The organism is Pseudomonas sp. NPDC086251, from assembly GCF_044746405.1.
GTDB lineage: Bacteria > Pseudomonadota > Gammaproteobacteria > Pseudomonadales > Pseudomonadaceae > Aquipseudomonas.
The window spans coordinates 82962-108839 of sequence record NZ_JBIVBY010000012.1 but is presented as its reverse complement, the minus strand read 5'-3'; the positions used below and the strand labels follow the sequence as shown (position 1 = coordinate 108839).

Below are 25878 nucleotides of genomic sequence, written 5' to 3'. Positions count from 1 at the left end.
AATGGAAGGCTTGATTGTTTCCAACGTTCTGCTCTGGGTACTGCTGGTGGCCGTGGCGTTTGTCGTCATGGGCCTGGTGCGTCAGATCGGTGTGCTGCATGGTCGTCTGGCGCCCGCCGGTGCGCTGATGGTCGACAAAGGCGTGGCCGTCAACGAAGCCGCGCCGCAAGTCACTGCCAGCGACCGTCATGGCCGCCCGGTGAACTTCGGCTATGCCGCTGAGAAATCGCAACTGCTGTTTTTCCTTTCGCCGACCTGCCCGATCTGCAAGTCGCTGCTGCCGGCGATCAAATCCATCGCCAGGGAACAGGCTGACCGCCTCGACGTGGTGTTCATCAGCGATGGCGACATGGACGCCCAGCAAGCGCTGATCCGTGAGCACAAACTGGATGACGCCACTTACGTGGTCGGGCCGGAAGTGGGCATGACCTATCAGATCGGCAAGCTGCCTTACGCCGCACTGATCGACAAGACCGGCACCCTGCGCGCCAAAGGCCTGGTCAATTCCCGCGAGCACCTGGACAGCCTGTTCGAGGTTGAACACCTCAAGCACGCCACGCTGCAGCAATACCTCAATGCTCAGCCACACGATCACGACCACAGCCACGGCCATAGCCACTGATTAAGGCAGGGAGACGTTTATGAAACTGCTGGATCTGTTGTTTGAGCGCTCGACGCGCCGCGTTGCCGACACCACGTCGCGCCGCAAACTGCTCGCGCGCATGGGCTCGCTGATGGTCGCCGGGGCTGCGCTGCCGCTGCTGTTGCCGCTGGATCGCACCAGCAAGGCCCTGGCCGCCGACAACCCGAAAGCCGGTGACCCGGGCGATCCGAACAGCTGCGACTACTGGCGCTACTGTTCCATCGATGGCTTCTTGTGCAGTTGCTGCGGCGGCTCGGTGACGTCCTGCCCACCGGGCACCGAAGCCTCGCAAGTCACCTGGATCGGCACCTGCCGCAACCCGGCTGACGGCAAGGACTACATCATTTCGTACAACGATTGCTGCGGTAAGCAAAGCTGCGCCCAATGCGCCTGCACCCGTAACGACAGTGAAGAACCGGCCTATCGCCCGTTCAACAACAACGATGTGAACTGGTGCCTGGCCGCCAAATCGCACATCTACCACTGCACCGTTTCGATTATCCGTGGTGTCGCCGTTTAACGCGCATTTGCCGTCGGTTGCTCGTGCAATCGGCGGTTTTTTTTTGGTGTGTGTGTCCGTAATGCCAGTCAATCAATAAGAGGTGCCCATCATGCGTAGGTTGCTGTTGCTCGGTCTGGTCTGCGTCATGGCCGCCCCGCTGGTGTACGCCCGAGCTATTCCCGATCCGGCCCAGCGTCATGCGCCGGGCAACGAAGAATTGCAAAAACCCATCGCCGAGGCCGGTTACAGCGTTGGCGTGAATTACCAACTGCAATGTGCAGGTTGCCACTTGGGCAACGGCATGGGCTCCGCCGCCAATGACACGCCTCGAATGGCGGGCTTTGTCGGCAATTTTCTGAAGGTACCGGGCGGGCGTGAGTTTCTCGTGCGTGTGCCCGGTATGTCGCAGTCGGCGCTGAACAACGCGCAGTTGGCTGACCTGCTCAACTGGCTGATGCGTGAAGACGGCCTCGCGGGCAAAAGCACTCCCGCCAACTATCAGCCCTACAGCGCCGAGGAAGTCGCCGCGCTGCGCCACGAAACCATGCTCAACCTGCCGGGCACCCGCGCCGAACTGATCAAGGCCATGCGTGCGCAAGGCATCGCCATCGAGGACGGCATGAACGATTGAGCCCGGCTATCGGTGCTTGCCTTCCTGCAGCCATTCGCGCGGACTGGTCCCGGTTTTTCGGCGAAACGCCCGCGCCAGCGCCGAGGGGCTTTCGTAGCCGACTTCATCGGCGATCAGCGCCATCGACTTGCCTTCACGCAAGCGTTTCTGCGCCAGGCTGATCCGCCAGCTCACCAGGTAATCGACCGGCGTCTGCCCCACCACCTGCCGAAAGTATTCGGCAAAACTGGCGCGCGACATGTTGGCCGCTGTCGAGAGTTCGGCCACGGTCCAGGCCTTGCTCGGTGAGTCGTGCATCAGGCTCAAGGATCGCGCCAGGCGCGGGTCGGCAAGGCCGGCCATCATTCCCGGGCTCTGGTCGCGGTTGCTCAGAATGTGGCGCAGCAGCTGAATCACCAGCAGTTCGAACAAGCGGTCCATCATCGCTTCGCGACCACAAATGCCGCCGAAGGCTTCGTTGAACAACCAATCCAGGGTGCCGGCCATGGTCGGCACTTCATCCAGATCCAGGATCAGGTAATCGGGCAACGCGGCAGCCAGTGCATTCCCCGCGCCGCCATCAAAGGTCAGCGAGGCGCACACCAATTGCGTGTCCGTGGCATCCGAGGCAAACAGTCGATGACGGTACGGCCGAGGGAAAAAGATCAACGTTGGCGTGGTCAGGTGGAGGGTGCGCTCATCGGCCAATTTGAGCTCCAGTTCGCCGGCCTGGAGCAAATGCAGATGCCCACTCGCCTGCTCGCCATCAAAGCCGGTGGTGCCGCAAAACGTCCCGCTGTGAAAGGTCCCGGCATTGACGCCGAAATGCGTGAGCAACGTGGACAAGCGATCCATGGACAGGCTCCCGAGGGCATATTTGGACGATCTGTCGCATATCCTCGACGATTTGCACCCTAAAGACCAGCCTGTCTCACTAGCATGAGCTCCGTACCCAGCGCACATCGCGCTTCAATCGACGGAGAGTCACCATGAGCCGCATCAACACCCTGAGCCTTGAACACGCCACCGACGCCACCCGCCCACTGCTGGAAGGCGTGCAGAAAAAAATCGGCTTTTTGCCGAATGTCTTCAAGACGCTGGCCCGTGCACCCGCCGTGCTGTCGTCCTACCTGCAACAGTCTGTGGCCCTGGGCAAGACGTCGTTGAGCGCCACTGAAAAAGAAGCGATTTCCCTCGCCACGTCCCAGGTCAACGGCTGCGACTACTGCCTGGCGGCCCACACGCTGTTCGCCGGCAAGGCCGGGCTGTCGGCGCAAGACATCCTCAGCGCTCGACACGGCCAGCTCAATGCGTTTGCCACCCTCGCCCGGCAGATCACCGAAACCCGTGGCCACTTGAGCAACGAGCAGATTGAAGCGGCGCGAGCAGCCGGTATCGACGACATCAAGATCATTGAAGTGATTGCCCACGTCGCGTCACAGACGCTGACCAACTACCTGAACAATGCCGCCCTGACCGAGATCGACTTCCCGGCCATCGATGCTTGAACGCCACTTTCAACCTTGGGAGTACCGGTTATGAACACTGTGACGCTTTACACCACCGACACTTGCCCTTACTGCCGCAACGCCAAGGCGCTGCTGGCTCGCAAGGGGATAGAGGCCTTGGAAATAAACGTTCAGCAAGAGCCTGGGAAGTTTGAGGAAATGATCAGCCGCAGCGGGCGACGCAGCGTGCCGCAGATTTTTATCGGTGAGACGCATGTCGGGGGCTTTGACGATCTGGCCAAGCTGGATCGTCAGGGTGGGCTGATGTCGATGTTGGCTTGAAGCGATAACTGTGTCGCTTGTGATGGCCCCTTCGCGAGCAAGCCCGCTCCCACATTTCGACCGCGTTTATCCTGAAAGAACCGGGTCAAAATGTGGGAGCGGGCTTGCTCGCGAAGACGTCCTGACAGACACCGCAATCGCACCAGGCACTACCCCATCATTTACGCGCCAACTTATACCTCAGGCAATCCTCATAAAAACTCTCACGGATCGCCGCCGGCTTGATCCGTGAGTTGCTGTCGTACGTCTGTTCGGTAATGCCCATGGCCATCATGCGCATCCACGGCTTGCTGAACTTGTACGCTTGCAGCTTCTGGCGCGCCGCATACAGCGAGACGCCAGCCAGTTTCAGTTCCTGGGCCCTGGCAGCCGTCCCCGCCCCCCAGCTGCACATATAACGATCATTGGACACCAGTTCCTTGGCCTGGACCGAGGCCGACATGCCCGCCAGCCCGCAGGCCATCAGCGTGATCATCACATTCCGCATTTGCATCCGACCCTAACTAACTGAATATAAATTGATTTTGGTCAATAAAACGAAGCTTCGGGGCCAGCAAAATGCCTTACGTGCGCGATAGTTTGTTTTCTCGGTGTCTGACGGACATTTCTTGCGAGATTTCAATCCTTTGCTATAGCTAACACTTCTCAATGCAACCCAGTGAGGCAACGGAATGTCAGTCGCAAAAAAAATGACGGTGGGGCAACTGACGATGTTGACCGCCGTCAACATGTTGGGCTCAGGCATTGTGTTGTTGCCGACCAAACTCGCCGAAGTCGGCGGTATTTCCATTCTTTCCTGGCTGATCACGGCCACCGGTTCCCTGGCGTTGGCCTATGCCTTCGCGCGTTGCGGCATGCTCAGTCGCAAGACCGGCGGCATGGGCGGTTATGCCGAATACACCTTCGGCAAGGCCGGCAACTACATCACCAACTACACCTATGGCTTGTCGCTGTTGATTGCCAACGTGGCGATCAGTATTACCGCGGTCGGTTATATCCAGGAGCTGTTCCACATCAAGCTTGATTCGCTGCAAGTGGGCCTGGCGACCATCGCGCTGTTGTGGATCACCACGTTCGCCAACTTCGGCGGTGCGCGGATTACCGGCCGGATCGGTGCCGTCACGGTGTGGGGAGTGATTGCGCCGGTGGTGCTGGTATCGACCATTGGCTGGTTCTGGTTCGACAGCAGCGTCTACGCCGCAGGCTGGAACCCGCACAACATGGGCATGTTCGATGCTGCCGGCGCTTCGGTGGCGATCACCTTGTGGGCCTTCCTCGGCCTGGAATCGGCGTGCGCCAACACCGATGCCGTGGAAAACCCGGAGAAGAACGTACCGATTGCCGTCCTCGGCGGCACCCTCGGCGCGGCGGTGATCTACATCGTCTCCACCAACGTCATCGCCGGCATTGTCGATAACCCGGAACTGGCCTCCTCCACCGCACCGTTCGGCCTGGTCTTCGCCAAGATGTTCACCCCGCTGGTGGGCGATATCGTGATGGCCGCGATGGTACTCGCCTGCGTCGGTTCGTTGCTGGGTTGGCAGTTCACCATTGCCCAGGTGTACAAAAGCTCGGCGGACACCGGTTATTTCCTGTCGATCTTCGCCAAGGCCAACAAGGCCGGTACACCGATTGTCGGCATGCTGGTGCTGCTCGCCGCGCAGACGGCGCTGGCGCTGCTCACCATCAGCCCTGACCTGAGCAAGCAGTTCGACACCCTGGTCAACCTCGCGGTGGTCACCAACCTGGTGCCGTACATCCTGTCCATGGCTGCGCTGATGACCATGCAAAAAGTCTCCAACGTGCCGGCGGGCAAGGCCTTGATCACCAACATCATTGCCTGGGTGGCGGCGGCCTACAGCTACCTCGCGCTCTACAGTTCGGGCGAGCAAGCGCTGATGCTCGGCGGCGTGGCGACCATCTTCGGCTACACGCTGTTCGGCTTCGTCAACAACCGCCTGATTGCACTTGAAGCACACAACAACAGCGTACCGACGCAGACCGTCAGCGCGCAGCACCTCACCCGTGAACCGGTGCCGGTGAACAGCTTGAATAAAGTCCCTCTGGAGGTTTAATCATGACGGAATATAGACACTCGCTCGGGATGCTGACCTTGCTGGTCAGCAGCCCGCCGGATAAACGCACCGTCTTCGGTCGCGCCCTGACTCAATTGATCCACGATGTGGAAGAACGCGCCGTCCACGTGCTGGCGTCGGAAACCCTCAGCGACGCCACGTCGATCCTGCGCACGGACCCCGCCATCCAATGCGTGCTGCTCAGCTGGGAAATGGACGACAGCGAAGGTCACGAAGAATGCATCAAACTGCTGACCAGCCTGCGCGAGCGCAACACCCGCGTACCGGTGTTCCTCATCAGCGACCGCAGCACCGCATCGAGCATTCCGCTGGTAGTCATGCAGCACGCCGACGACTTCATCTGGTTGCCCGAAGACACCAGCCGCTTCCTCAGCGGACGCATTCTGGCGGCCATCGAACGCTATCGCCAGGCCGCCTTGCCGCCGATGTTTGGCGCACTGGTGAAGTTCTCCCGCACCTATGAATATTCCTGGCACACCCCTGGACACGCGGGCGGCACGGCATTTCTGAAAAGCACTGCCGGGCGCGCGTTCTACGAGTTTTTCGGTGAAAACCTGCTGCGTTCCGACTTGTCGATTTCGGTCGGTGAACTCGGTTCGCTGCTCGATCACAGTGGCCCGATCGGCCAGGGCGAGCGTTACGCGGCCAAGGTCTTCGGCGCGCACCGCACGTATTACGTGACCAACGGCTCGTCGACCTCCAACCGGGTCATCCTGATGGCCAGCGTCACGCGCAATCAGATTGCCCTGTGCGACCGCAATTGCCACAAGTCCGCCGAGCACGCGATGACCCTGTCCGGGGCCATTCCGACGTACCTGGTGCCGACGCGCAACCGCTACGGCATCATCGGCCCGATCCTGCCGCAAACTCTCAGCGCCGAAGCCGTCAAGGCAGCCATTGCCGACAACCCGCTGGTCAAGGACGGGATCGACCCGACGCCGATCCACGCGATCATCACCAACTCGACCTACGACGGCCTGACCTACAACGTCACCCGCGTCGAAGAGCTGCTGGGCCAGAGCGTCGACCGCCTGCATTTTGACGAAGCCTGGTACGGTTACGCGCGTTTCAATCCGCTGTACCGCGAGCGCCATGCCATGCACGGCAGCCCGGACGACCACGATGCGTCCAAGCCCACCGTGTTCGCCACCCAGTCGACCCACAAGCTGCTGGCCGCGCTGTCCCAGGCCTCGATGATTCACGTGCGCAACGGTCGCAACCCGATTGAACACGGGCGTTTCAACGAGTCGTTCATGATGCACGCCTCGACTTCGCCCAACTACGCAATCATGGCCTCCTGCGACGTCAGCTCGGCGATGATGGAAGCGCCGAGCGGGCAGATTCTCACCAGCGAATCGATTGAAGAAGCGGTGTCGTTCCGCCAGGTCATCTCGCGCATGCACAACGAGATGCTCAGCAAGAACGACTGGTTCTTCACCTGCTGGCAGCCGCCCACCGTGCAGGTCGGCAACGCCACGGTGCCGTTCCACGAAGTGGACCCGGTGCTGCTGAAAACCGAACCGAACTGCTGGGTCCTGCACCCGAATGAGGTATGGCACGGGTTCGGCGACATCGAGGAAGGCTACTGCATGCTGGACCCGATCAAGGTCTCGGTGCTCAGCCCCGGCATGGGCGACGACGGCAACCTGCTCGCCACCGGCATCCCGGCGTGCGTGCTCACGGCGTACCTCGGACGCCAGGGCATCGTGGTCGAGAAAACCACCGACTTCACGATCCTGTTCCTGTTCTCCATCGGCATCACCAAAGGCAAATGGGGCACGCTGGTCAACGCCCTGCTCGACTTCAAGCGCGACTACGACGACAACGTCGACCTGGAACTGTGCCTGCCGGACCTGCTGACCGCCAACCAGGCCCGTTACGCCGGCATGGGCCTCAAGGACCTGGCCGACGAAATCTTCGCCGCCATGAAAAAACACAAGACCACGTACAACATGTCCCAGGCGTTCGGCACGCTGCCGACAGCCGAATTCAGCCCGGTGGAGGCCTACGAGAAACTGGTGCGCAATGACATCGAGCTGGTCACCCTGGAGGAAGCGGCCGGACGCATCGCCGCCACCGGCATCGTGCCGTATCCTCCGGGAATCCCCTTGCTGATGCCCGGCGAAAACGCCGGCCCTGCGGACGGGCCGTTGCTGGCATACCTCAAGGCCCTGGAAGCCTTCGACAAATCCTTCCCCGGTTTCACCCATGACACCCACGGGATCGAAGCCGAGGCCGGGGTTTACCGCATGCTGGTCCTGAAATGAGGTAAGCAGCACCACACAAAACCAATGTGGGAGCGGGCTTGCTCGCGAAGGCGGAGTGTCATTCGACATCATCGTTGACTGATACACCGCCTTCGCGAGCAAGCCCGCTCCCACATTGGGTTCTGCATCATTCCAAAACCCTATGGGCAAACTCGATCGCCGCGCTCTATGATTGAACCCCATGACGACCTCTGTTCCGATCCGCCAACCCTGCCCGCCCGGCGCCTGCGATTGCGGGCGTGACCCGTTGCTGGAAACACCGGGGGCGGACGTGCGCATCCTACTGCTGACCCGCGCAGAGGAAAAACGCCTGATCGAGCGCCTGGAAAACCTCCAGAGCCTCAGTGACCTCGAGCGCCTGCAACAGCGGATGTACGAGCAGCTGGGCATCCGCATCAGCATCGTCCCCAGCTTCAACGAAGTGCGAACCATGCGCGGCATCGGCATCAACATCGGTGAGTTGCCAGGGCTCTGCCGCAAAACCCGCGCCTCCATCCCGGCGGCCATTCGCCGCGCACTGGAGAAGCGCCCGGAGATTGCCTACGAACTGCTCAACGCCAACGACCTGTTGCGCGACGCGTAACATCGGGCGCTGTTTCGCCGTTGATACACGCTCGAAAAAGCCCTGCCAAGAGGATCAGCGGTCGTACACAAACCGCGCGCCGCTGCTATGCCTTACTGGAAACACCCGCGTCACCGTGGTCCCGGCGCCGGCCAGGTGCGCGCAGACAAACAGGTGCCAATCCGTCGCAGGAGGTGGCAAATGTTATTCATCGTGAGTTGGTCCATCAGTTCGGAAAATCGTAACCGCGCGATCGAACGTTTTCTCAAGACCGGCGGCAAACCACCGGAAGGCGTCACCATGAAGGGACGCTGGCATGCGGTAGGCGGTTCGGCGGGTTTTGGCATTGCAGAGGCCGATGATCTACTGCTCATTCAGAAATGGGTGCTGGAGTGGAACGACCTCATGAGCATGGAAGTCCACGCGGCACTGACCGATGAGCAGATGGCGCCGCTGCTGGCAGGCATTGGCAAGTAAGGTTCATCAGGGCGGCGAGTGTTTCTTGCCGCCCTCGAAATGCCGCTGTAACAGTGGCGAAACAGCGCCGAAAAGTGTCGAGGATTTTCTGGCTTTTTACCGATTCATACCTAATCTACTCGCGGGGGATAACACATTCGAAGAGTAGTCGGGGGCTTCTCTCAGGTACTTACGCTAGTACGCAGGAGCTCGACATGAACCGGACAAAGTTACTAACGGCGTTCGCTGCATCGCTACTGTTATCGGCAATGGCTCTCCCCGGCATGGCCCAAGCGGCTGATAAACCACCGAATATTGTGGTGATCATGGGCGATGATGTTGGCTGGTCCAATATCGGCGTCTACAACCAGGGCATGATGGCCGGTCGAACCCCCAACCTCGACCAGCTCGCCGCCGAAGGCATGCGCTTTACCGACTATTACGCCGAGGCCAGTTGCACGGCCGGGCGCGCCAATTTCATTACCGGTGAACTGCCGATCCGCACCGGCATGACCACGGTCGGCCAGGCCGGGTCTCCCGTCGGTATTCCGCCCGAAGCCGTGACCATCGCCACCACGCTGAAATCCATGGGCTACGCCACCGGGCAGTTCGGCAAGAACCACCTCGGCGACTTGAACGAGTTCCTGCCCACCGTGCACGGGTTCGACGAGTTTTTCGGCTACCTCTATCACCTCGATGCCATGGAAGACCCGGCGCACCCTAACTACCCGCAAGAACTGCTGGCGACCGTCGGGCCGCGCAACATGGTCCACAGCTGGGCCACCACCACTGACGATACAACCGTGATGCCACGCTGGGGCAAGGTCGGCAAACAGAAAATCGAAGACGCCGGCACGCTCTATCCCGACCGCATGAAAACCGTCGACGACGAAATTCGCGACAAGGCGTTCGCCTTTGTCGACAAGGCCAAGCAGGACAACAAACCGTTCTTCCTCTGGCTCAACCCGACGCGCATGCACATCGTCACGCACCTGTCCGACAAGTACGAAGCCATGCGCAATGCGCAAAACGGCTGGTCGGAACAGGAAGCGGGCATGGCGCAGCTCGATGACATCGTCGGCGACGTCATGGCCAAGCTGAAAAAGGACGGCATGGATGACAACACCATCGTGATCTTCACCACCGACAACGGTGCGGAAAACTTCACCTGGCCGGACGGCGGCACCACACCGTTCGCCATGGGCAAAGGCACGGTGATGGAAGGTGGTTTCCGCGCACCGGCAATCATTCGTTGGCCGGGCAAAGTACCGGCGAACCAGGTCGCCAACGGCATCATGTCCGGCATGGACTGGTTCCCGACCCTGGTTGCGGCGGCGGGCAATCCGAACATCGGTGCCGAACTGCTCAAGGGCAAGCAACTGGGCGACACCACGTACAAGGTGCACCTCGACGGGTATGACCAGACGCCGATGATCACCGGTAAAGGTCCGTCGAATCGCCATGAAATTTTCTACTTTGGCGAAAGCACCCTCGGGGCGATCCGCATCGATGACTTCAAGTACCGCTTCATCGACCAGCCCGGTGGCTGGTTGGGGGCGAAAACCACGCTGGACATGCCGATCCTGACCAACCTGCGTCTCGACCCGTTCGAACGCGCCGGGTGGCCGGAAAACATGGCGGCCAATGGCTCGCTGGAGTATTTCGAGTGGTTCAAGTTCCAGTTCTGGCGCTTCGTGTTCGTGCAGCAGCAGGTGGTCAAGCTGGCTGAAACGGCGGTTGAATTCCCACCGATGCAAAAAGGCGCGAGCTTCAACCTCGAAGCGGTCAAGGCCAAGATCGAAGCAGCCCGGGCGGCCATGGCCAAGTAAGCAGTCGAAAACGGGTGGCCAGCTGGCCACCCGCGTTTGTGACGGACATTTGCTGAGGTGACCCCATGCAAATAAACACATCCGCCCTGCCCGCCTTGACCTTGCTTGCGCTGTGCTGTCAACAGGCCCACGCGGGCGGCATCATGCTTTACGAGATCGGCACCGATAACGCCGGCCTGGCCAACGCCGGTGCCGCCGCCCGGGCGCAGGGCCCTTCGACCATCGCCAGCAACCCGGCGGGCATGAGTGACCTGCCCGGCACGCAAATCACCGGCGGATTGCAGATTCTCTATGGCGACCTGACCTTCAACCGCGATTCCAACACCAACGGCACGGGCACCGGCAGTGGCAACGCCCTCGACCCGATTCCCGGCGGCAGCTTCTTCATCAGCCATGAACTGGATGAGCACTGGAGCGTCGGCTTCGGCAACTACGCCGACTTTGGCCTGGCGGCCAATTACGAAAACGACTGGTCCGGGCGCTACTTCGCGCAAAACGCCAGCCTGGCCGGTTTGTCGTTTGTGCCCAGCGTGGCTTACCGCTTCAACGAGCAATGGTCGGTGGGCCTCGGCGTCAAAGCCATGTACGGCATGCTGCAAGCGCAAACGGCGATCGACCGCTCGCCCTTCGGCCTCACCGATCGCAGCGACGGCCAGTTCAAATACAAAGACAACGATTGGGGGTTTGGCGCGAATGTCGGGGTGATCTACGCGCCGCAACCCGGCACGCGCATTGGCCTGGCCTACACCAGCAAGGTCGATCTGGACTTCGAAGACGGGCTGGACGTCAAAGGCGACGGCCCACTGTTGCAGCGCCTCGACGGCCTCAACACCCAACTCGACATGACAGTGCCGCAAACCGCCACCCTGAGCCTGTTCCAGCAACTCGACCCGCAATGGGCCTTGCTCGCCTCGGTCAACTGGCAAGACTGGTCAGAGTTCGGCGATATCGCCGTGCAGGTCGACACCACGGCGGTCGGCGCCCAATCAACCACGGTCGACGCGCACTTCAAGGACACCTGGCAACTGGCGCTCGGCGCGCAATACCAGGCCACTGCGCAGCTGTTGTGGAACGTCGGCGTGGCCTACGACAGCAGCGCCGTTTCGGACGGCAACCGGACTTTTACCGTGCCCATGGGCGAATCCTGGCGCATTGCGACGGGAGCCACCTATGCTCTGAACAAGGTCACCGACATTAACGTCAGTTGGGCCATGGTCTGGCTGGGCGACATGCCGGTGGACCAGACCAAAACCACGTCAGGCACGCGAACTTCCGGTCAGTTCGACAATGCCTGGATTCAAGCCGTGACCGGAAACATGACTTGGCGATTCTGATGCCCTGCCACTGAAAAAAACGACTTAATCCATGGAGCACACATCACTATGAACCTGTCCCGAAAATTGCTCATCGGCGCTGCAATGGCCGGTCTGTTGCTAGGCGGTTGCACCTCGAAAGTCACCGAGAAGGATCAGTACTCAGGCTTCCTGTCCAATTACAACAACCTGCAGGAAGTGACCACCACCAGCGGCGAGACCGCCATGCGCTGGGTCAGCCCGTCGTGGAATCCCGATGCCTACAACACCGTAGTCTTCAATAAGCTGGAACTGTACCCGGCGCCACAGCCTAACGAACGGGTTAATCGGCAGACCCTGGATGACATACAAAGCTATATGACCAACAAAGCTAAAAGCACCTTGGGGCAAAAGTATCGGGTGGTCACGAGCGAAAAATCAGCGCCGAAGGGTTCAAAAGTCCTGATCATGCGCGCGGCGATCACCGGGGTGAATGCCGAGAACGAAGGCATGAAATGGTATGAAGTGGTGCCGGTGGCCGCCGTCGTGGGCGGTGTTTCCGCTGCCAGTGGCCATCGCGACCAGGACACTACGTTGTTCATCGAAGCCGAATTCGTCGACGCCAGTAACAATCAGACCGTGGCCAAAGTGGTGCGCAAAGTCTTCGGCACGCAGGTGTCCAACGCCAGCCAAAAAATCACCGCCAAGGATTTCAAAGCGGCGATTGATAAATTAGGCACCGATTTGCAGGCGTTTATCCGGTAATGCTCTTGTAGGAGCGAGCTTGCTCGCGATGGACGTTAACGATAACGCGTGTTTGTTGGATTAACGCGCCGCCCTCAAGTCCATCGCGAGCAAGCTCGCTCCTACAGATGTTCGGGTGCGGGCCTTTATTTCTTCATCCCGACCCGCCGTCGCATGTCGGCGGTGATGGTCTGGCGGGTTTTTTTCAGGTCCGCCCAGGGCTTGTCACCGACTTCGGCCAGGCGTTCATGCACGTTGTGCACGTTCCATTGATTGCCACCCTTGAGCTCGGCCACCTCCTCCCGAAAGATCGGCACCGACACCGGCAATCCTTCGCGGGTGCGCACGGCGTAGGCGCAAATGGTGGTGGCGCCCAGGCCGTTGCGCAGGTAATCGATGAAGATCCGCCCGACCCGGTTCTTCGGCCCTGATACCGCGGAAAACCGCTCCGGCAGCAACTTGGCCATGTGGCTGACAATCGCGTGGCTGAAGTCCTTGACCTCGTCCCAACCGAGCTTGCGGGTCAGCGGCACCACCAGGTGAATGCCCTTGCCGCCGCTGGTCTTGAGGAACGCCTTGAGCCCCAACTCATCGAGCACCGAGAGGGTCAGTTGCGTCGCCTCGATCATGCTTTTCCACGGCAATGCCGGGTCCGGGTCGAGGTCGAGAACGAAGCGGTCAGGCTTGTCGAGGTTATCCGAGGTCGCGTTCCAGGTGTGCAGTTCGACGGTGCTCATCTGCACCGCGCCGATCAACGCCTCGGCGTTGTTGATGATCATCACCGGTTGCCCGGTTAGCGCCTTGTCCAGCGTGGTGATCCCCGGAATGGCCAGGCGCTCGGCGTTTTTCTGGAAGAACAATTCACCAGCGATGCCGTCCGGGGCGCGAACGAGTGCCACCGGACGATCCTTGAGCTCCGGCAAAATCCATTGGGCGACGCTGGCGTAATACTCGGCCAGCTGCACTTTGGTGGTGCCGCTGGTGGCATCGATGACCCGATCGGGATGGGTAATGCGCACCTTGCCATCGCCCAGGCCGATTTGCGAGGGCGCGGGGGCAGCCTTCTTTTTGGCAGCGGTGGCCGGTTTTTCGGCAGTGGTTTTTTTCGCGGCTGAGGTTTTCACGGCTTTCGGACGCTCCTCGGTAATGGCTTCGGCAGGTTTGTCGTCACGCAGGCCATGGAACACCGCATGACGCACCGACCCGTCCTTGGTCATTTCGGCAAAGGCCACTTCCGCCAGCAGGCTGGGTTTGAGCCAGTGCACACCCTTGGCGTCGAAGCCGCTCGGCGGGTTGACCACCGACGGCTTTTTCGCCTTCAACGGCTTCAATTGTTCGTAGATGCGCTTGAGCGTCACCTCGTTGAAACCGGTGCCGACCTTGCCGGCATAGCGCAACTCACCGCTGTCACGGTCATGCAGCCCCAGCAGCAAGGCACCGAAGGCATTGCGCGAACCTTTCGGGTCGGTGTAACCGACGACAACGAATTCCTGCCGATGCTTGCACTTGAGTTTGATCCAGTCGCTGCTGCGCCGGGACACGTAAGGCGAACCCAGGCGTTTGCCGATCAGCCCTTCCATCTGCATCTGGCAGGCGCTATTGAGCAAGGCCTCCGGGTCTTCGCCGAAGGCGTCGGAGAAGCGCAGCAGCGGGTCTTCATTGAGTTTGAGCAATGTCGCCAACGCAACCCTGCGCTCTTCGACGGGCACTTCGCGCAAATCGACGCCATTGAGGTAAGGCAAGTCGAACAGGTAGTAAACGATGTTGCCGCTGCGGCCCGAATCGAAGGCATTTTGCAGGGCCTGGAAATCCGGCACACCGTGCTCGTCGGCGACCACCATTTCCCCGTCGAGCCACGCCGATTCGAGGTTGAGTGCCGCCAGCGCCTCGGCCTGGCTGGGCAGTTTGTGCGTCCAGTCGTGGCCGTTGCGGGTGAAGAGTTTGACCTCGCCGTGATCGATGCGCGCCATGATGCGGTAGCCGTCGAATTTGATCTCGTAGCTCCACTCGCCTTCAGGGGCCTTTTCGACCAGCGTCGCCAGTTCCGGTTTGAGCTGGTCCGGGAGTTTGGCCTTGTGGGCGCCGGTGAGCTGCGCCGGTGGTGCTTTACGAGCGGTTTTGCGCTCCGGGGCTGCCGGCTTTTTGATCGGTTTGGGTTTTGCAGTCTTGGCGGCTTTTGGCGCTTTGGCGACGATGGTCCGATCGCTGAGCACGCTGTCGGGCTCGGCGGCGACCACGTCGTAATCACTTTCAGGTTTGGCCGCACCGTCCTGATGCTTGATCAGAAACCATTGCTCCTGCTTGCCCGGCATGTGCGTGCGCACCAGGTTCCACAGGCCGCCGAGCTTCTCGCCTTGCAGCTCGAATTTCAGCTTGCCCTTGGCGTAGGCCTTGGCCGGATCCTCCTGGGGAATCCACACGCCACGGTCCCAGACAATCACATCGCCGGCGCCGTAGTGCCCTTCGGGAATGCTGCCTTCGAAGGTCGCGTAGTCCAGCGGATGGTCTTCGACGTGCACCGCCAGGCGCTTGACCTTGGGGTCGAGCGACGGGCCTTTGGGCACCGCCCAGCTTTTCAGCGCGCCATCGAGTTCCAGGCGAAAGTCGTAGTGCAAGCGCGAGGCGTCATGCTTCTGAATGCAGAATTGCAAGGCGTGGTCTTTCGCGGTTTTCTTGCCCGTGCGTTTCGTGGCGGCCGGCTCAGAGGTCGCCGAGAAGTCGCGCATGCGGTTGTAATCGTCGAGGTTCTTGTTCATGGCGCACCTGCTGGCGACGAAACGATTCCGCCGATGCCCGGGCCGATGCGCGTAACGACCAGCGCAACCACGGCGATCCGTTCCACCCGCTGATAGCCGGGGGTCAACAGCTCTTCGCCGAACACGTCGGGATCGAGTTCGCGGTAGGTCCAGCCGAACATCGTCGACTCCAGGCGCGGGGTCAGCGCCGCGAGAAACGGATCGAAGCCATCGATCATCGCCACGCCGGTGTACAGCACCAGCGAGCCACCGGGCGCCAGCCGATACAGGGCTTGCTCGACGATGCGCAACGACAGTTGCTCGCCGTGCGCCCCGCCACCGTGGCGGTAAGCACGCTCGGCCGGGTCGGCCATGTAAGGCGGATTAGCGACGATCAAGTCGAAGTTGCCGTCGACGTCTTGCAGCACGTCGCTGGCCTCGATGCTGATGTTGGCGACCTCGGCCAGTGCGGCGTTGACGGCGGTCAGGCGCAGCGCCGCCGGGTTGATGTCGACGGCCAGGACCTCGGCCTCACGGCGCGCGCGGGCGATGACAATGGCCCCGACGCCCGCGCCGCAACCGATGTCCACAGCGCGCCTGATCGGCGCGAAGTTTTGTTGCAGATGGCTGTGGATCAGCTGGGCAAAACGGTAGGTGTCCGGGCCGAAGAACACCGCGTCAGCCGCGTCGGTGGGGTAACCCGAATGCACGAACAGCAGATCGTCCAGGCTTGACCAGCGCACGCGGCTTTTCAGGTGTCCGTTGCTTTCTTCCAGCACGCCGGCCTGTTGTAACTGGCGCTGTTCATCCACCGACAACAGGCCGGGTTCGAACGGCCGTGACCAGCCGAACACCTCGCGTAAGGTCCGCGCGCTTTGCCCGAAGTTGCGATCATTGACCCGCTGGTGAGTCAGCGGTGTCGGGGTGATAAAACGGTAGCCGTCGGCCTGCAAGCGCCGCCCGAGTTGCAACAAGGCCAGATCGGCAGCGCCCAGTTGTGCTTCCTGGTTCATGGCGTGCTCCCTATCGAAGGCTGGACTTGAGTTCGATAAACCGTCGCGTGGCCATCAGGCCGGCAGGATGGGAATGCCGCTGGGCGGACAGCCACGGGATCAGCACTTGCATCTGCTCGTGGGGGGCAAGACCGTCCAGCGCGGCTTGCAGGCTCACGATATCCGGGTCATTGGCAGGCAGTGTGGGTTGCGTTGCAGTGCTGATACTGCGTGGAGCCGCTGCCGTCGAACGCTCAGGCTTCCAGTTTCCGCCGATCCAGTCATGCAGCAACTGTTTTTCATAGGGGCTGAACACCCCGAACATGGCCGCGCCGTCGCCCTCGATCAATTGCCAGAAGCGACTGGCTTGCGGGTCCTGGTGACGCTTGATCCAGCCCTTGTTTTCCAGGGCCACAAGGAAGCCGGGCAACTGTTCCGGCGTCGACAGCCATTGATTGACGGTCTGGCCTTCGAAGCGGCAGTAGTCGGAATGCATGTGCTGGCCGAACGGGCGCTTGCGCTCGAGCATCTTCAGCACTTCGTCGTACAGATCGAACGATTCGATAATCGCGCGGCTGCTCTGCCCCAGGTCGTTGAGCCGATAACCCAGCGCCACCCGGCGCAAAAATTCCTCGCGATCGCCTTCCAGCGGCATCAATTGCTGCACCGCTTGCACGGCTTTGTGCGCATGGCCGGTGCTGGCGTTGTCGATGGTCACGTGCAGGGTGAAATAGTAGGGATCGATGCCCAGTTCGCGGAGTTCATAGGCACTGATCAACAGGTGTAGCGGCAGTTGTTCATAGCCGAGGTTATAGCCGATCACCTCCGGCAAAAACGCCTCGCTGCAATAACCCAGCGCCAGTTGCACCGCGCCTTGCAGGTAACGTTCATCGGCGATCACGGCGCCGTCCTGCAAGCCATGCTCGGCGAGCAATTTGCGGTAGATCACCACATGATTCTGCGCCGGATTACCGTCGCCCAACTCTTCCAGATAGGTGCAAATCAGCCCGTCGAAACGCGGATCGCGCCAGTGCCGTAGCAAGCCACATAGCCAGGCGCCGTCCACCAGTTTGGTCGGGGCAACGGCCTGCAGGAAAAACAACGCATGCGCCTTGTTGCTGAAGAACTGCCGGGGCTCGCCGTTCTTACGTAGTTGCAGGTAGTCGGCGTATTGGCGAGCAACCTCGGCGCAGTGCTGCTCGACAAAGGTGTGCAGCGCCGAGAGGTCCCGTGGCATTTCCTCGGGCAGGTCCGTGGCGCGCTCAAGTTGAGCCTCCAGGAAGGTCTGGGCGAGCGTGCACTGATGCTCGGCATCGTCGCTCAGCAACAGCTGCTCGTAGGTTTGCTTCAGGCTGCCAGCACCGGGAATCGCGTGTTCATGGGCAGGCTTGGTTTCAAGTCGTGTCAGGGCAGTCATGGATGCGTCTCTCGATCGGTGGCCAGTGGCAGGACGCTCAATCAGCACGTCTCTACAGCAGCAGAGCGACACGCCCGGAGAAAAATTCCATCGACGTTGAAAACGCCCGGACAGACGGACTAGTGGGACGGCACTTGGCTTGCACGCAAGTGAATATACTCAGCGGGTGTGGACTCATCCTTCGGAGAGCAATCATGCGCACGGTTCACGTCATCGAGCCCGAACAAACCCCCGGTCCGGTCAATGTCGTCGGTGAGGCCATCACGATTCTTGCGGGCGGGGATCTGAGCAAGCCCTTTGAAATGCATATTCAGGAAGGTGTGCAAGGTGGCGGCCCACCCCTGCACTTTCATCCTTGGGACGAGGCGTTCTATGTGATCGAGGGTCGGGTGGAAGTGACGGTGGAAGGCAAATCCACCACGGTGTCGAGCGGGGGGTATGTGCATATTCCTGGCGGGGCGATTCATGCCTACAAGAACATCAGCGCCACGGCGAAGATGATTGGCGTGGTCTCTGATCCGCGCGGCGGGCAGTTTTTTGCGGCGATGGATCAACTTAATGTGCCCGAGGATCTATCGCGGATCGTTGAAGTGGCCGAGCGCTATGGCGTTACGTTTCTGGTGTAGGGGTTTCTACGGATTGATCGCGTTATCGTTCTTCGCGAGCAAGCCCGCTCCCACATTTGACCGCGTACGTCTGGACAAACCGATCAAATGTGGGAGCGGGCTTGCTCGCGAAGGCGGCCTGACAGCCAACCCGGTTTTTACGGCTGTACATCAGGCCGCGCCGCCCTTGGCCTGCTGCTCCAGATGCACCTGCAAGTCCGGATCAATACTCAGCGCCGCAGCCAGTTCATCCAGATAATTGCGTTCGGCATCCTGCTGATCATCCACCAGCATCACACTGGCCAGGTACATTTCCGCCGCCATGCCAGAATCCGTTGCCGACTGCGCCACATCGGCGGCATCCAGTGGCCGGGCCACTTCGTCATCCAGCCATTGCTGCAATTGCGGGTCGTCAGTGTGGCGGCCGATTTCAGTGCTGATCATCTGTTTTTCTGCGTCATCGATCCGCCCATCTGCCTTAGCCGCCGCGATCAATGCACGAAGGATCGCGTGGCTGTGGTCCTCGACGTCCGGGCCGGACAGCAGGTCGACGGTGCGCGGTGCCTCTTGCGGCGCCGACGCCTTACTGCGTTGCCAGGCCTGATACGCCTGGAATGCCATCATCCCGAGTGAAGCCAGCGCTGCGTAGTTTGTGCCGCCGCCCGAGCGGGTCCGGGTCGAACCGCCCATGGGCGCGCCGCCGCCCAGCAGTCCGCCGAGCAAACCGCCCAGGCCACCGCCGCCGGCACTTGACCCGGCACCGCCGCCCAACAGGCCACCGAGCAATCCACCGAGGCCACCGAGCCCGCCTTGACCCGGCGCGCCACCGCCGCCCTGTTGCGACATCGAGCCCTGGCCGGCTCGCAATAGTTGTTCGAGCAGATCGCTGGTGTTCATGACGACGTCCTCATCGATGGGAGTGATCCGGTCAGGCAACAATAGTCCTCGCAGGCGATTGCGCCACGACCGTTTGGCTGACGTGGAAGCCTTATAGTCCGGGGCTGTTACGTGGGTGAGACAGCGCTGGAGGTCGGTGGCACTTGACCTTGATTGCCGTCGGCTGCGAGTGTTCTACCCTCATTGCCCACGGGATTAACAAAAGATATGGACCCGCATCAGATTGTTGTCAGCGATGTCATCGAACCAGAGGTCGAGCACCTACTCAGCGCAGGATTAAGCGCTTTTAATCAGCAGATGTCCGGTGTCAATGACCGACAGGCATTGGCGGTAACGGTGCGTGATCCGGTCACCCATCAGGTGCTCGGCGGTGTGACTGGGCGGACGTCGCTTGGGATGCTGTTTCTTGATCTGTTTTATTTACCGGAATCCCTGCGTGGCTCGGGACTGGGGTCGCGCCTGCTCAGTGCGTATGAGGACGAAGGACGTCGTCGCGGCTGCCGTTCGGCGGTGCTTTATACCCTCAGTTTTCAGGCGCCTGAGTTTTATGAGAAGCGTGGGTGGCAACGGTTTGGCGAAGTGCCTTGTGATCCGGAGGGAACGAGTCGGGTGTTTATGAGCAAGCTGCTGTGAGGGGTGTATATCCATTATTTGGGTGATGGCGGCTATTGGTTCCGCCCTTACGGCGGGTTACTTGGAAAAGCGCCAAGTAACCAAGCGCTTTTGCCCCTTTCGTTCGGTGCCTCGTCTAGGCTCGGCATGCCCTCGCTCCGGTCCTGCTCCGTGGGCCCGCCGCCATCGGCCATCCATGGCCGGGGGCGGCTAACCCGGCATCCCTGCCGGGTTACCCACTGCGCAGAACCTGCGCTCGGCCTCACGATGGGGCGGTGCATCAAGATCAAAAGCACGGCGGCCTGCGGGCCGGCCTGATATCTGCTCACGCATTCCCCGTAACCTGATCGTTCCCACGCTCCGCGTGGGAATGCATCCCGTGACGCTCTGCGTCACCCGTGCGCAGGACGCGGGTCTTGCGTCGACAGCGGGACGCGGAGCGTCCCCGGCGGCATTCCCACGCGGAGCGTGGGAACGATCAGGCGCGGACGGGCGGGCCTGCTCGCGATGCTGTTGATCTTGCCGTTGCCGTTGCCGTTGCTTTGCTTTGGCTTCAGATCTGCCGCCCCTTTCCCAGAGGCCGAACGCAGGCGTTGCGCAGGGGGCAACCCGGCATGGATGCCGGGTTAGCACCCCCCGGCCATGGATGGCCGATGGCGGCGGGCCCCCGGAGCAATGCCGGAGTGAGGGCATGCCGAGCCACAGCGAGGCACCGAATGGAGGGGCAAAAGCGTTTGGTTACTTTGCGCTTTTCAAAGTGACCCGCTGTAAGAGCGGAACCGTCAGCGGCCGTTACCGCAGCAACGGATATGCCCCCCACCCAAGTCCACAGCGATCACCAATTTATCCAGAGTATTTTTCCCCCACACAGCTAAGATTTACAGACGGTGAACCTTATCCCCGGATATCCGGTCGATACATGCAACCTGACTTGGTTTGCCGACACCCCTCTTTGAAGGGGTGATAACCGGCTTGCTTCACTTTTTGGAGAACGCCCCCGTGATATCGACTCTACACATCGCCAGGCTCAAAGCATGGGGCGCCCATGGTTTTACCGCGACCGGCGTGGTCACCGCCTTCCTCGCCACCCTCGCCCTGCTGGAAAACCAACCGACCAACTGCCTGCTGTGGCTGGGCGTCGCGCTGATCGTCGACGGGCTGGATGGCGCGCTCGCGCGCAAGGTCAATGTCCAGTCGGTGCTGCCGAGTTTCGACGGTTCGATCCTCGACCTGGTGATCGACTACCTGACGTACGTGTTTATCCCGGCACTGTTCATCTATCGCTACGTCCCGTTGCCGGACTACACGCTGCTGCTGACCGTGTCGCTGATCCTGGTCTCGTCGCTGTTTTGCTTCTGCAACGTCAACATGAAGAGCAAGGACAACTACTTCCAGGGCTTCCCCGCCGCCTGGAACGTGGTAGCCCTGTGCCTTTACATCATCGCCCCGTCGCCATGGATCACCCTGCTCACCGTCATCGGCCTGGCGCTGTTGACCGTGACCCGGATGAAATTCCTGCACCCGTTCCGCGTGCGCAAGTTCATGCCGATCAACATTGCCGTGACCGCCATCTGGCTGCTGTGCAGCTTGTCGCTGGTGATCAACCATCCGGTCATCAACCCGATGGTCATGGGGCTTTGGCTGCTGATGTCTGCGTATTTCCTGGGGATCTGCATCTGGCGCACGGCAATGGAATGGTTCGACGGGTCGCGGCACAAGTAACCCGACATGCCTATCCATATCGTGCGACTCGGTTCACCCCGCCAGCCTGACGAAGGCTTGCGGATAGGCACGGTGCGCCGCCCGCCCCGAGGCGTGCCGAAGTCCGAGTTTGCCAGTCGGGATTTTTATGACGTCTGGCAACCGCTGCTTTCCCCCAGTGCCGAATTGGTTGCCGAGGCCAAAGCGGCGGCGGATGAGAAAGCCTGGGAGGCCTTTCGGCGCAAGTTCAAGGCTGAGATGAATCATCCCGCGCCCCACCAGTTGCTGGATCTGCTGGCCGCCCTCTCCCACCAAACCTCGCTGGCCGTTGGCTGTTATTGCGAGGAGGAGGCGCACTGCCATCGTTCGGTATTGCGGGAATTGCTGGAGATTCGAGGCGCCAAGGTCGTATAGCTGGAGGTGTGTCAGCCAGCATCAATGCTGGAGGTGATGGCCTCTTCGCGAGCAAGCCCGCTCCCACATTTGACCGAGGTCTCCAGACAAACAAGGTCCAAATGTGGGAGCGGGCTTGCTCGCGAAGGCGGCCTGACGGCCCCCCAATCCCCTACTGCGCAAAATTTCGCATGACCTGCCATTCTGTCTGACCTTACGATCAACAGACCAAGGAATGAGGTCTCACATGAACAGCCAGATTCGACGCGCAACCGCAGAGGATGCGGCAGCCATCAGCCAGGTCATCATCCGGTCGCTGCGCCAGTCCAATGCTCAGGACTATTTGCCCGAAGTCATCGCCCAGGTGGAGAAAAGCTTTACTCCCGAGGCCGTGTTCGCGTTGTTGAGCCAACGCCAGGTCTTTGTCGCGACCCTCGATCATCGTGTCGTCGCCACCGCCAGCCTGGAAGGCGACGTGGTGCGCAGCGTCTTCGTCGACCCCAGCCATCAGGCAGGCGGACTCGGCAGGCAGTTGATGGCAACGATTGAATCCGTCGCTATCGACGCAAAAATCGCCGTACTGCGCGTTCCCTCCTCCCTCACCGCTGAAGGTTTCTACAGCAAGCTGGGTTTTCGCAAAGTCCGCGATGAATTCCACGGAGCCGAACGCACGATCGTTATGGAGCGGCACCTATCGATGCTGGCGGACCGAGGCTGAGCAAAGACCGAGTCATCGTTCTTCGCGATCTCGGGGATCGGTTTGTCGTCGAGCAATGCGGTTTTTCTCAACGAATATCGCGGCTTTCATGGTTGCCATGGCGGTTCTCCTGAGTGTGCGCGTGCGCTTGAGTTCAGCACGAACACCAGCCTGCGCCGGACTGACGGACGGGAGGTTGATCATGGTCAATACTTAGGGGATTGAAGGCTTGTCGAATGACTGCACGTCGGGCAGCAAAGTCGGCCTCTGCTGACGGTTAAACAGGGACCGCCACCGGCTCGTTAACCCACGGGAGGTTTGTCATGTCTGAGCAATCGCGCTTCATGCTGGTCGCCTCGCCCCTGATGGAACACAGCCCCGCTTTCGACCGGGCCGCCGCGCTGGCCAAGGCCGAAGACGCAGCGCTGCACATCGTCGCCTTCGACTATCTGGAAGGCCTGGCGACGGCCAGTCTGGTCAATGAAAAGGCCCTGGAGCAGATGCGCCTGGGCTACGTCGAGCGCCACCGCCAGTGGCTGGAGGAACAGGCCCGGCCCTTGCGCAAAATCGGGGTGACGATCACCACGGAAGTGGCCTGGGTCGAACGCCCGCTGGAGGAAATCCTGATTCACCTCAAAGAGCAGCCGATGGACGTGCTGATCAAGGCGCTGGAGCACGAATCGCTGCTGTCGCGGCTGATGTTTACCCCGCTCGATGTGCATTTGCTGCGAGAGTGCCCAGTGCCGTTGCACTTCGTCAGCCATGCGGTGCACGCCTTGCCGCGCAAAGTGGTCGCGGCGGTCGACCCGTTCCATCGCGATGACCACTACAAAAGCTTCAACGACCGGATCCTGCACGAAGCGTCGAAGTTGGCGAGTTCCTGTAACGCTGAACTGGATGTGGTCTACGCCTATGACCTTTCCTCCATCAGCGCCGACGAATTCGGCTTCGACAACGGTTCGGCGTTTTTCTCTTCGGGCAAGGCCAAGACCGTGTTCGACTACCAGGAAGACGCGTTCCACGAACTGGCCGAGCGCAACGGCATCGCCCCGGAGCAGCGGCACATGATCATGGGCAACCCGGCCAAGGTCCTGACCCGCTACGCCGATGCCTACGACGTCGACGTGATTGTCATGGGCCGCATCGGCCATCGCGGCATGGGCCGGCTGATCGGCAGCACGGTCGAGCACCTGCTGTACAAAATGCCATGCAGCGTCTGGGTGGTGTACACCGAGCGGCTGGATGAGTGACGAAACAAGTGATCATGCCCAAAACCTGTAGGAGCCGAGCTTGCTCGCGAAAGCGGACTGTCAGGCAACATCACTGCCAACTGATACACCGTCTTCGCGAGCAAGCTCTGCTCCTACAGGGGATTTTCAGTGAACATGGATTTGGGGTACGACAGCGATCAAGTGTGGGAGCGGGCTTGCTCGCGAAAGCGGACTGTCAGGCAACATCACTGTCGACTGATACATCGCTTTCGCGAGCAAGCTCTGCTCCTACAGGGGATTTTCAGTGAACATGGATTTGGGGTACGACAGCGATCCAGTGTGGGAGCGGGCTTGCTCGCGAAAGCGGACTGTCAGGCAACATCATTGTCGACTGATACACCGCCTTCGCGAGCAAGCTCTGCTCCTACAGGGGATTTTCAGTGAGCATGGGTTGGGGGTACGACAGCGATCAAGTGTGGGAGCGAGCCTGCTCGCGATGGCGGACTGTCAGGCAACATCACCGTCGACTGGTACACCGTCTTCGCGAGCAAGCCCGCTCCCACAAGGGTTTTGCATTGACAGGTCAACGCCGGGTGATCACCACCTCCAGGTATTCACTCGGCACCACCAGCGATTTGTCGCCCGCCCGGTTCATGCGGTTGATCAGCTCGGTCAGGTCTTGCTCCAGCGCCTTGCCGCCTTCGGGAGGCAGTGCCGCAAACGCCTTGTGCAGCGGGCCGTACCAGTTGCGGAACGTGTCGATGAAATGCGCGGCCGAGCGGTAGCGGAAGTTGAAGGTCTTGCGCGTCACCTGCACCAGAAAGTCGCGCTCGTCAAAGTGCTCGTGCAGCCAGGCTTCGGTGCCCCACAGTGATGGCGGTTGGGCGCCCGGTGGCGGTGGCAAGTGGCGGCCCAGGGTCTTGAACATCTGGCCGACGAAGCCTTCGGGCGTCCAGTTGGCCAGGCCGATCCGGCCGCCAGGACGACAGACCCGCGCCAGTTCCGTGGCGGCTTTGGCCTGGTCCGGCGTAAACATCACACCGAAGGTCGACAGCACGGCATCGTAACTGGCGTCGTCGAACGGCAGTGCTTCGGCGTCCGCCACTTGAAACGTCACTTCCAGGCGTTCTGCCCTGGCCCGGTCTTCGCCGCGCTCAAGCAACGCAGGCACGTAGTCGGTGGAGGTAACGTGGCAACCACGGCGTGCGGCCGCCAGCGTCGCATTACCATTGCCGGCCGCGACGTCGAGCACGCGTTCATCGCACAGCAGGTCGCAGGCTTCGGCCAGTTGCTCGCCGACGATCTGCAAGGTGGTGCCGATCACGGCATAGTCGCCGCTGGCCCAAGAGGCCATTTGACGGTTTTTCAAGGCAGTCAGATCAATGGGTGTACTCATGAATTCCGCTCCGTTGCGGGTTGGAACGCAGCCCGGCTTATTCTGCCGTGGTCGGATCGATGATGGCCGTGACCTGGGAAATACGGTTGGCCGGGAAACCGCTCAGCCTGGCGTGCTCCTTGATCAGCTCTTCGTTGGGCGCGATGTACACGCAGTAGAGCTTGTCACCGGTGACATAACTCTGCTGCCACTGCACTTCCGGCAAATCGCGCAAGGTCCTGCAGGACTTTTGCGACGCGGCTTTCAAATCCCTTTCTGACAGTGTTCCAGCACCCGGAATCTCGCGTTCTATGACGAACTTAGGCATGGCAACCTCTCATTCTTGTTATTGATGACAGGATCGGCAGACCCTGTGTGCCAACTATCGCGCCGTGCAATGTTGGCGTCCTGCCCGATCGTCGGCCAAGGCTGTCCGATCGTCCGGAGATTTC

Annotated in this window: 26 protein-coding genes; 18 read left to right on the top strand and 8 right to left on the bottom strand. The window is 60.8% G+C overall.

Annotation, left to right across the window (positions count from 1 at the left end; genetic code table 11):
- The first annotated feature begins 1 nt into the window (after position 1).
- The 3 genes from mauD to ACIPL2_RS16160 all read left to right on the top strand — a co-directional run bounded on the left by mauD (position 2) and on the right by ACIPL2_RS16160 (position 1776).
- Complete coding sequence (gene mauD / locus ACIPL2_RS16170; protein ID WP_401357848.1) at positions 2–622, top strand: methylamine dehydrogenase accessory protein MauD; 621 nt, start codon at positions 2–4, stop codon at positions 620–622.
- Between the two features lie 19 nt (positions 623–641).
- Entirely contained in the window at positions 642–1163 is a 522-nt protein-coding gene (locus ACIPL2_RS16165) for a methylamine dehydrogenase light chain (RefSeq protein WP_008079640.1), read from the top strand.
- Positions 1164–1254: 91 nt separating this feature from the next.
- Positions 1255–1776, top strand: coding sequence for a cytochrome C (locus tag ACIPL2_RS16160; protein WP_401357846.1), 522 nt, complete (start codon positions 1255–1257; stop codon positions 1774–1776).
- A 6-nt stretch (positions 1777–1782) separates the two neighbouring features.
- Here the strand turns inward: ACIPL2_RS16160 and ACIPL2_RS16155 are convergent, their stop codons facing one another.
- Complete coding sequence (locus ACIPL2_RS16155) at positions 1783–2610, bottom strand: cupin domain-containing protein (RefSeq protein ID WP_401357845.1); 828 nt, start codon at positions 2608–2610, stop codon at positions 1783–1785.
- 134 nt (positions 2611–2744) lie between these two features.
- On the opposite strand from ACIPL2_RS16155, the gene ACIPL2_RS16150 reads away from it, so the two are divergent.
- Positions 2745–3263 (top strand): carboxymuconolactone decarboxylase family protein, encoded by a 519-nt coding sequence (locus ACIPL2_RS16150; protein WP_401357844.1) that lies wholly within the window; start codon positions 2745–2747, stop codon positions 3261–3263.
- A gap of 30 nt (positions 3264–3293) precedes the next feature.
- On the top strand, positions 3294–3545 hold the full coding sequence (gene grxC / locus ACIPL2_RS16145; protein ID WP_401357842.1) for a glutaredoxin 3: 252 nt from the start codon (positions 3294–3296) through the stop codon (positions 3543–3545).
- A 157-nt stretch (positions 3546–3702) separates the two neighbouring features.
- On the opposite strand, the gene ACIPL2_RS16140 is transcribed toward grxC, so the two are convergent.
- On the bottom strand, positions 3703–4032 hold the full coding sequence (locus ACIPL2_RS16140; RefSeq protein WP_401357841.1) for a hypothetical protein: 330 nt from the start codon (positions 4030–4032) through the stop codon (positions 3703–3705).
- A gap of 184 nt (positions 4033–4216) precedes the next feature.
- Here ACIPL2_RS16140 and potE point away from each other — a divergent pair, with 184 nt between their 5' ends.
- The 7 genes from potE (at position 4217) to ACIPL2_RS16105 (ending at position 12812) form a co-directional block, all read left to right on the top strand.
- Complete coding sequence (gene potE / locus ACIPL2_RS16135; RefSeq protein WP_401357840.1) at positions 4217–5620, top strand: putrescine-ornithine antiporter; 1404 nt, start codon at positions 4217–4219, stop codon at positions 5618–5620.
- Positions 5621–5622: 2 nt separating this feature from the next.
- Positions 5623–7908, top strand: a complete 2286-nt coding sequence (locus ACIPL2_RS16130; protein WP_401357838.1) for an Orn/Lys/Arg decarboxylase N-terminal domain-containing protein — start codon at positions 5623–5625, stop codon at positions 7906–7908.
- A 181-nt stretch (positions 7909–8089) separates the two neighbouring features.
- A complete protein-coding gene (locus ACIPL2_RS16125) occupies positions 8090–8491 on the top strand; it encodes a hypothetical protein (protein ID WP_401357837.1) in 402 nt (133 codons plus the stop codon).
- A gap of 180 nt (positions 8492–8671) precedes the next feature.
- A complete protein-coding gene (locus ACIPL2_RS16120; protein WP_401357836.1) occupies positions 8672–8947 on the top strand; it encodes a DUF3303 domain-containing protein in 276 nt (91 codons plus the stop codon).
- Between the two features lie 194 nt (positions 8948–9141).
- Complete coding sequence (locus ACIPL2_RS16115; protein ID WP_401357835.1) at positions 9142–10755, top strand: arylsulfatase; 1614 nt, start codon at positions 9142–9144, stop codon at positions 10753–10755.
- Between the two features lie 65 nt (positions 10756–10820).
- Complete coding sequence (locus tag ACIPL2_RS16110) at positions 10821–12089, top strand: OmpP1/FadL family transporter (protein WP_401357834.1); 1269 nt, start codon at positions 10821–10823, stop codon at positions 12087–12089.
- 48 nt (positions 12090–12137) lie between these two features.
- Positions 12138–12812 carry a DUF3313 domain-containing protein gene (locus tag ACIPL2_RS16105; protein WP_401357832.1) on the top strand — a complete coding sequence of 225 codons (675 nt, stop codon included), beginning with the start codon at positions 12138–12140 and terminating at the stop codon, positions 12810–12812.
- 125 nt (positions 12813–12937) lie between these two features.
- On the opposite strand, the gene ligD is transcribed toward ACIPL2_RS16105, so the two are convergent.
- The 3 genes from ligD to ACIPL2_RS16090 are packed head-to-tail and all read right to left on the bottom strand — an operon-like array spanning position 12938 to position 17935.
- On the bottom strand, positions 12938–15547 hold the full coding sequence (ligD, locus tag ACIPL2_RS16100) for a DNA ligase D (protein ID WP_401357831.1): 2610 nt from the start codon (positions 15545–15547) through the stop codon (positions 12938–12940).
- Positions 15544–16539 (bottom strand): methyltransferase, encoded by a 996-nt coding sequence (locus ACIPL2_RS16095; protein ID WP_401357830.1) that lies wholly within the window; start codon positions 16537–16539, stop codon positions 15544–15546. Before ACIPL2_RS16095 ends, ligD begins: the two co-directional genes overlap by 4 nt.
- Before the next feature lie 10 nt (positions 16540–16549).
- A complete protein-coding gene (locus ACIPL2_RS16090) occupies positions 16550–17935 on the bottom strand; it encodes an iron-containing redox enzyme family protein (RefSeq protein WP_401357829.1) in 1386 nt (461 codons plus the stop codon).
- A gap of 194 nt (positions 17936–18129) precedes the next feature.
- Here ACIPL2_RS16090 and ACIPL2_RS16085 point away from each other — a divergent pair, with 194 nt between their 5' ends.
- Positions 18130–18561 carry a cupin domain-containing protein gene (locus ACIPL2_RS16085; protein WP_401357828.1) on the top strand — a complete coding sequence of 144 codons (432 nt, stop codon included), beginning with the start codon at positions 18130–18132 and terminating at the stop codon, positions 18559–18561.
- Positions 18562–18711: 150 nt separating this feature from the next.
- Here ACIPL2_RS16085 and ACIPL2_RS16080 read toward each other — a convergent pair whose 3' ends face one another.
- Positions 18712–19437, bottom strand: a complete 726-nt coding sequence (locus ACIPL2_RS16080) for a tellurite resistance TerB family protein (RefSeq protein WP_401357827.1) — start codon at positions 19435–19437, stop codon at positions 18712–18714.
- Between the two features lie 207 nt (positions 19438–19644).
- Here ACIPL2_RS16080 and ACIPL2_RS16075 point away from each other — a divergent pair, with 207 nt between their 5' ends.
- The 5 genes from ACIPL2_RS16075 (at position 19645) to ACIPL2_RS16055 (ending at position 24090) form a co-directional block, all read left to right on the top strand.
- Complete coding sequence (locus ACIPL2_RS16075) at positions 19645–20070, top strand: GNAT family N-acetyltransferase (protein WP_401357826.1); 426 nt, start codon at positions 19645–19647, stop codon at positions 20068–20070.
- A gap of 978 nt (positions 20071–21048) precedes the next feature.
- Entirely contained in the window at positions 21049–21771 is a 723-nt protein-coding gene (pcsA, locus tag ACIPL2_RS16070) for a phosphatidylcholine synthase (protein WP_401357824.1), read from the top strand.
- A 6-nt stretch (positions 21772–21777) separates the two neighbouring features.
- Positions 21778–22164 carry a DUF488 domain-containing protein gene (locus ACIPL2_RS16065; protein WP_401357822.1) on the top strand — a complete coding sequence of 129 codons (387 nt, stop codon included), beginning with the start codon at positions 21778–21780 and terminating at the stop codon, positions 22162–22164.
- A gap of 226 nt (positions 22165–22390) precedes the next feature.
- On the top strand, positions 22391–22861 hold the full coding sequence (locus ACIPL2_RS16060; protein ID WP_401357820.1) for a GNAT family N-acetyltransferase: 471 nt from the start codon (positions 22391–22393) through the stop codon (positions 22859–22861).
- A gap of 302 nt (positions 22862–23163) precedes the next feature.
- Positions 23164–24090, top strand: a complete 927-nt coding sequence (locus ACIPL2_RS16055; protein ID WP_401357818.1) for a universal stress protein — start codon at positions 23164–23166, stop codon at positions 24088–24090.
- A gap of 544 nt (positions 24091–24634) precedes the next feature.
- Here the strand turns inward: ACIPL2_RS16055 and ACIPL2_RS16050 are convergent.
- Both ACIPL2_RS16050 and ACIPL2_RS16045 read right to left on the bottom strand, forming a co-directional pair.
- Entirely contained in the window at positions 24635–25447 is an 813-nt protein-coding gene (locus ACIPL2_RS16050; RefSeq protein ID WP_401357817.1) for a class I SAM-dependent methyltransferase, read from the bottom strand.
- Between the two features lie 37 nt (positions 25448–25484).
- A complete protein-coding gene (locus ACIPL2_RS16045; protein ID WP_401357816.1) occupies positions 25485–25754 on the bottom strand; it encodes a DUF4242 domain-containing protein in 270 nt (89 codons plus the stop codon).
- Between the last annotated feature and the right edge of the window lie 124 nt (positions 25755–25878).

Excerpts from the sequence above, each read along its gene's own strand:
- ACIPL2_RS16140 (WP_401357841.1), bottom strand. The coding sequence starts at position 4,032 with ATGCGGAATGTGATGATCACGCTGATGGCCTGCGGGCTGGCGGGCATG.
- ACIPL2_RS16125 (WP_401357837.1), top strand. The coding sequence starts at position 8,090 with ATGACGACCTCTGTTCCGATCCGCCAACCCTGCCCGCCCGGCGCCTGC.
- ACIPL2_RS16105 (WP_401357832.1), top strand. The coding sequence starts at position 12,138 with ATGAACCTGTCCCGAAAATTGCTCATCGGCGCTGCAATGGCCGGTCTG.
- ACIPL2_RS16050 (WP_401357817.1), bottom strand. The coding sequence starts at position 25,447 with ATGAGTACACCCATTGATCTGACTGCCTTGAAAAACCGTCAAATGGCC.
- ACIPL2_RS16045 (WP_401357816.1), bottom strand. The coding sequence starts at position 25,754 with ATGCCTAAGTTCGTCATAGAACGCGAGATTCCGGGTGCTGGAACACTG.
- ACIPL2_RS16095 (WP_401357830.1), bottom strand. The coding sequence starts at position 16,539 with ATGAACCAGGAAGCACAACTGGGCGCTGCCGATCTGGCCTTGTTGCAA.
- ACIPL2_RS16160 (WP_401357846.1), top strand. The coding sequence starts at position 1,255 with ATGCGTAGGTTGCTGTTGCTCGGTCTGGTCTGCGTCATGGCCGCCCCG.
- grxC (WP_401357842.1), top strand. The coding sequence starts at position 3,294 with ATGAACACTGTGACGCTTTACACCACCGACACTTGCCCTTACTGCCGC.
- ACIPL2_RS16165 (WP_008079640.1), top strand. The coding sequence starts at position 642 with ATGAAACTGCTGGATCTGTTGTTTGAGCGCTCGACGCGCCGCGTTGCC.
- ACIPL2_RS16080 (WP_401357827.1), bottom strand. The coding sequence starts at position 19,437 with ATGAACACCAGCGATCTGCTCGAACAACTATTGCGAGCCGGCCAGGGC.
- ACIPL2_RS16110 (WP_401357834.1), top strand. The coding sequence starts at position 10,821 with ATGCAAATAAACACATCCGCCCTGCCCGCCTTGACCTTGCTTGCGCTG.
- ACIPL2_RS16060 (WP_401357820.1), top strand. The coding sequence starts at position 22,391 with ATGAACAGCCAGATTCGACGCGCAACCGCAGAGGATGCGGCAGCCATC.
- ACIPL2_RS16120 (WP_401357836.1), top strand. The coding sequence starts at position 8,672 with ATGTTATTCATCGTGAGTTGGTCCATCAGTTCGGAAAATCGTAACCGC.
- ACIPL2_RS16065 (WP_401357822.1), top strand. The coding sequence starts at position 21,778 with ATGCCTATCCATATCGTGCGACTCGGTTCACCCCGCCAGCCTGACGAA.
- ACIPL2_RS16155 (WP_401357845.1), bottom strand. The coding sequence starts at position 2,610 with ATGGATCGCTTGTCCACGTTGCTCACGCATTTCGGCGTCAATGCCGGG.
- ACIPL2_RS16075 (WP_401357826.1), top strand. The coding sequence starts at position 19,645 with ATGGACCCGCATCAGATTGTTGTCAGCGATGTCATCGAACCAGAGGTC.
- ACIPL2_RS16055 (WP_401357818.1), top strand. The coding sequence starts at position 23,164 with ATGTCTGAGCAATCGCGCTTCATGCTGGTCGCCTCGCCCCTGATGGAA.
- ACIPL2_RS16090 (WP_401357829.1), bottom strand. The coding sequence starts at position 17,935 with ATGACTGCCCTGACACGACTTGAAACCAAGCCTGCCCATGAACACGCG.
- potE (WP_401357840.1), top strand. The coding sequence starts at position 4,217 with ATGTCAGTCGCAAAAAAAATGACGGTGGGGCAACTGACGATGTTGACC.
- ACIPL2_RS16130 (WP_401357838.1), top strand. The coding sequence starts at position 5,623 with ATGACGGAATATAGACACTCGCTCGGGATGCTGACCTTGCTGGTCAGC.
- ligD (WP_401357831.1), bottom strand. The coding sequence starts at position 15,547 with ATGAACAAGAACCTCGACGATTACAACCGCATGCGCGACTTCTCGGCG.
- ACIPL2_RS16150 (WP_401357844.1), top strand. The coding sequence starts at position 2,745 with ATGAGCCGCATCAACACCCTGAGCCTTGAACACGCCACCGACGCCACC.
- ACIPL2_RS16085 (WP_401357828.1), top strand. The coding sequence starts at position 18,130 with ATGCGCACGGTTCACGTCATCGAGCCCGAACAAACCCCCGGTCCGGTC.
- ACIPL2_RS16115 (WP_401357835.1), top strand. The coding sequence starts at position 9,142 with ATGAACCGGACAAAGTTACTAACGGCGTTCGCTGCATCGCTACTGTTA.
- mauD (WP_401357848.1), top strand. The coding sequence starts at position 2 with ATGGAAGGCTTGATTGTTTCCAACGTTCTGCTCTGGGTACTGCTGGTG.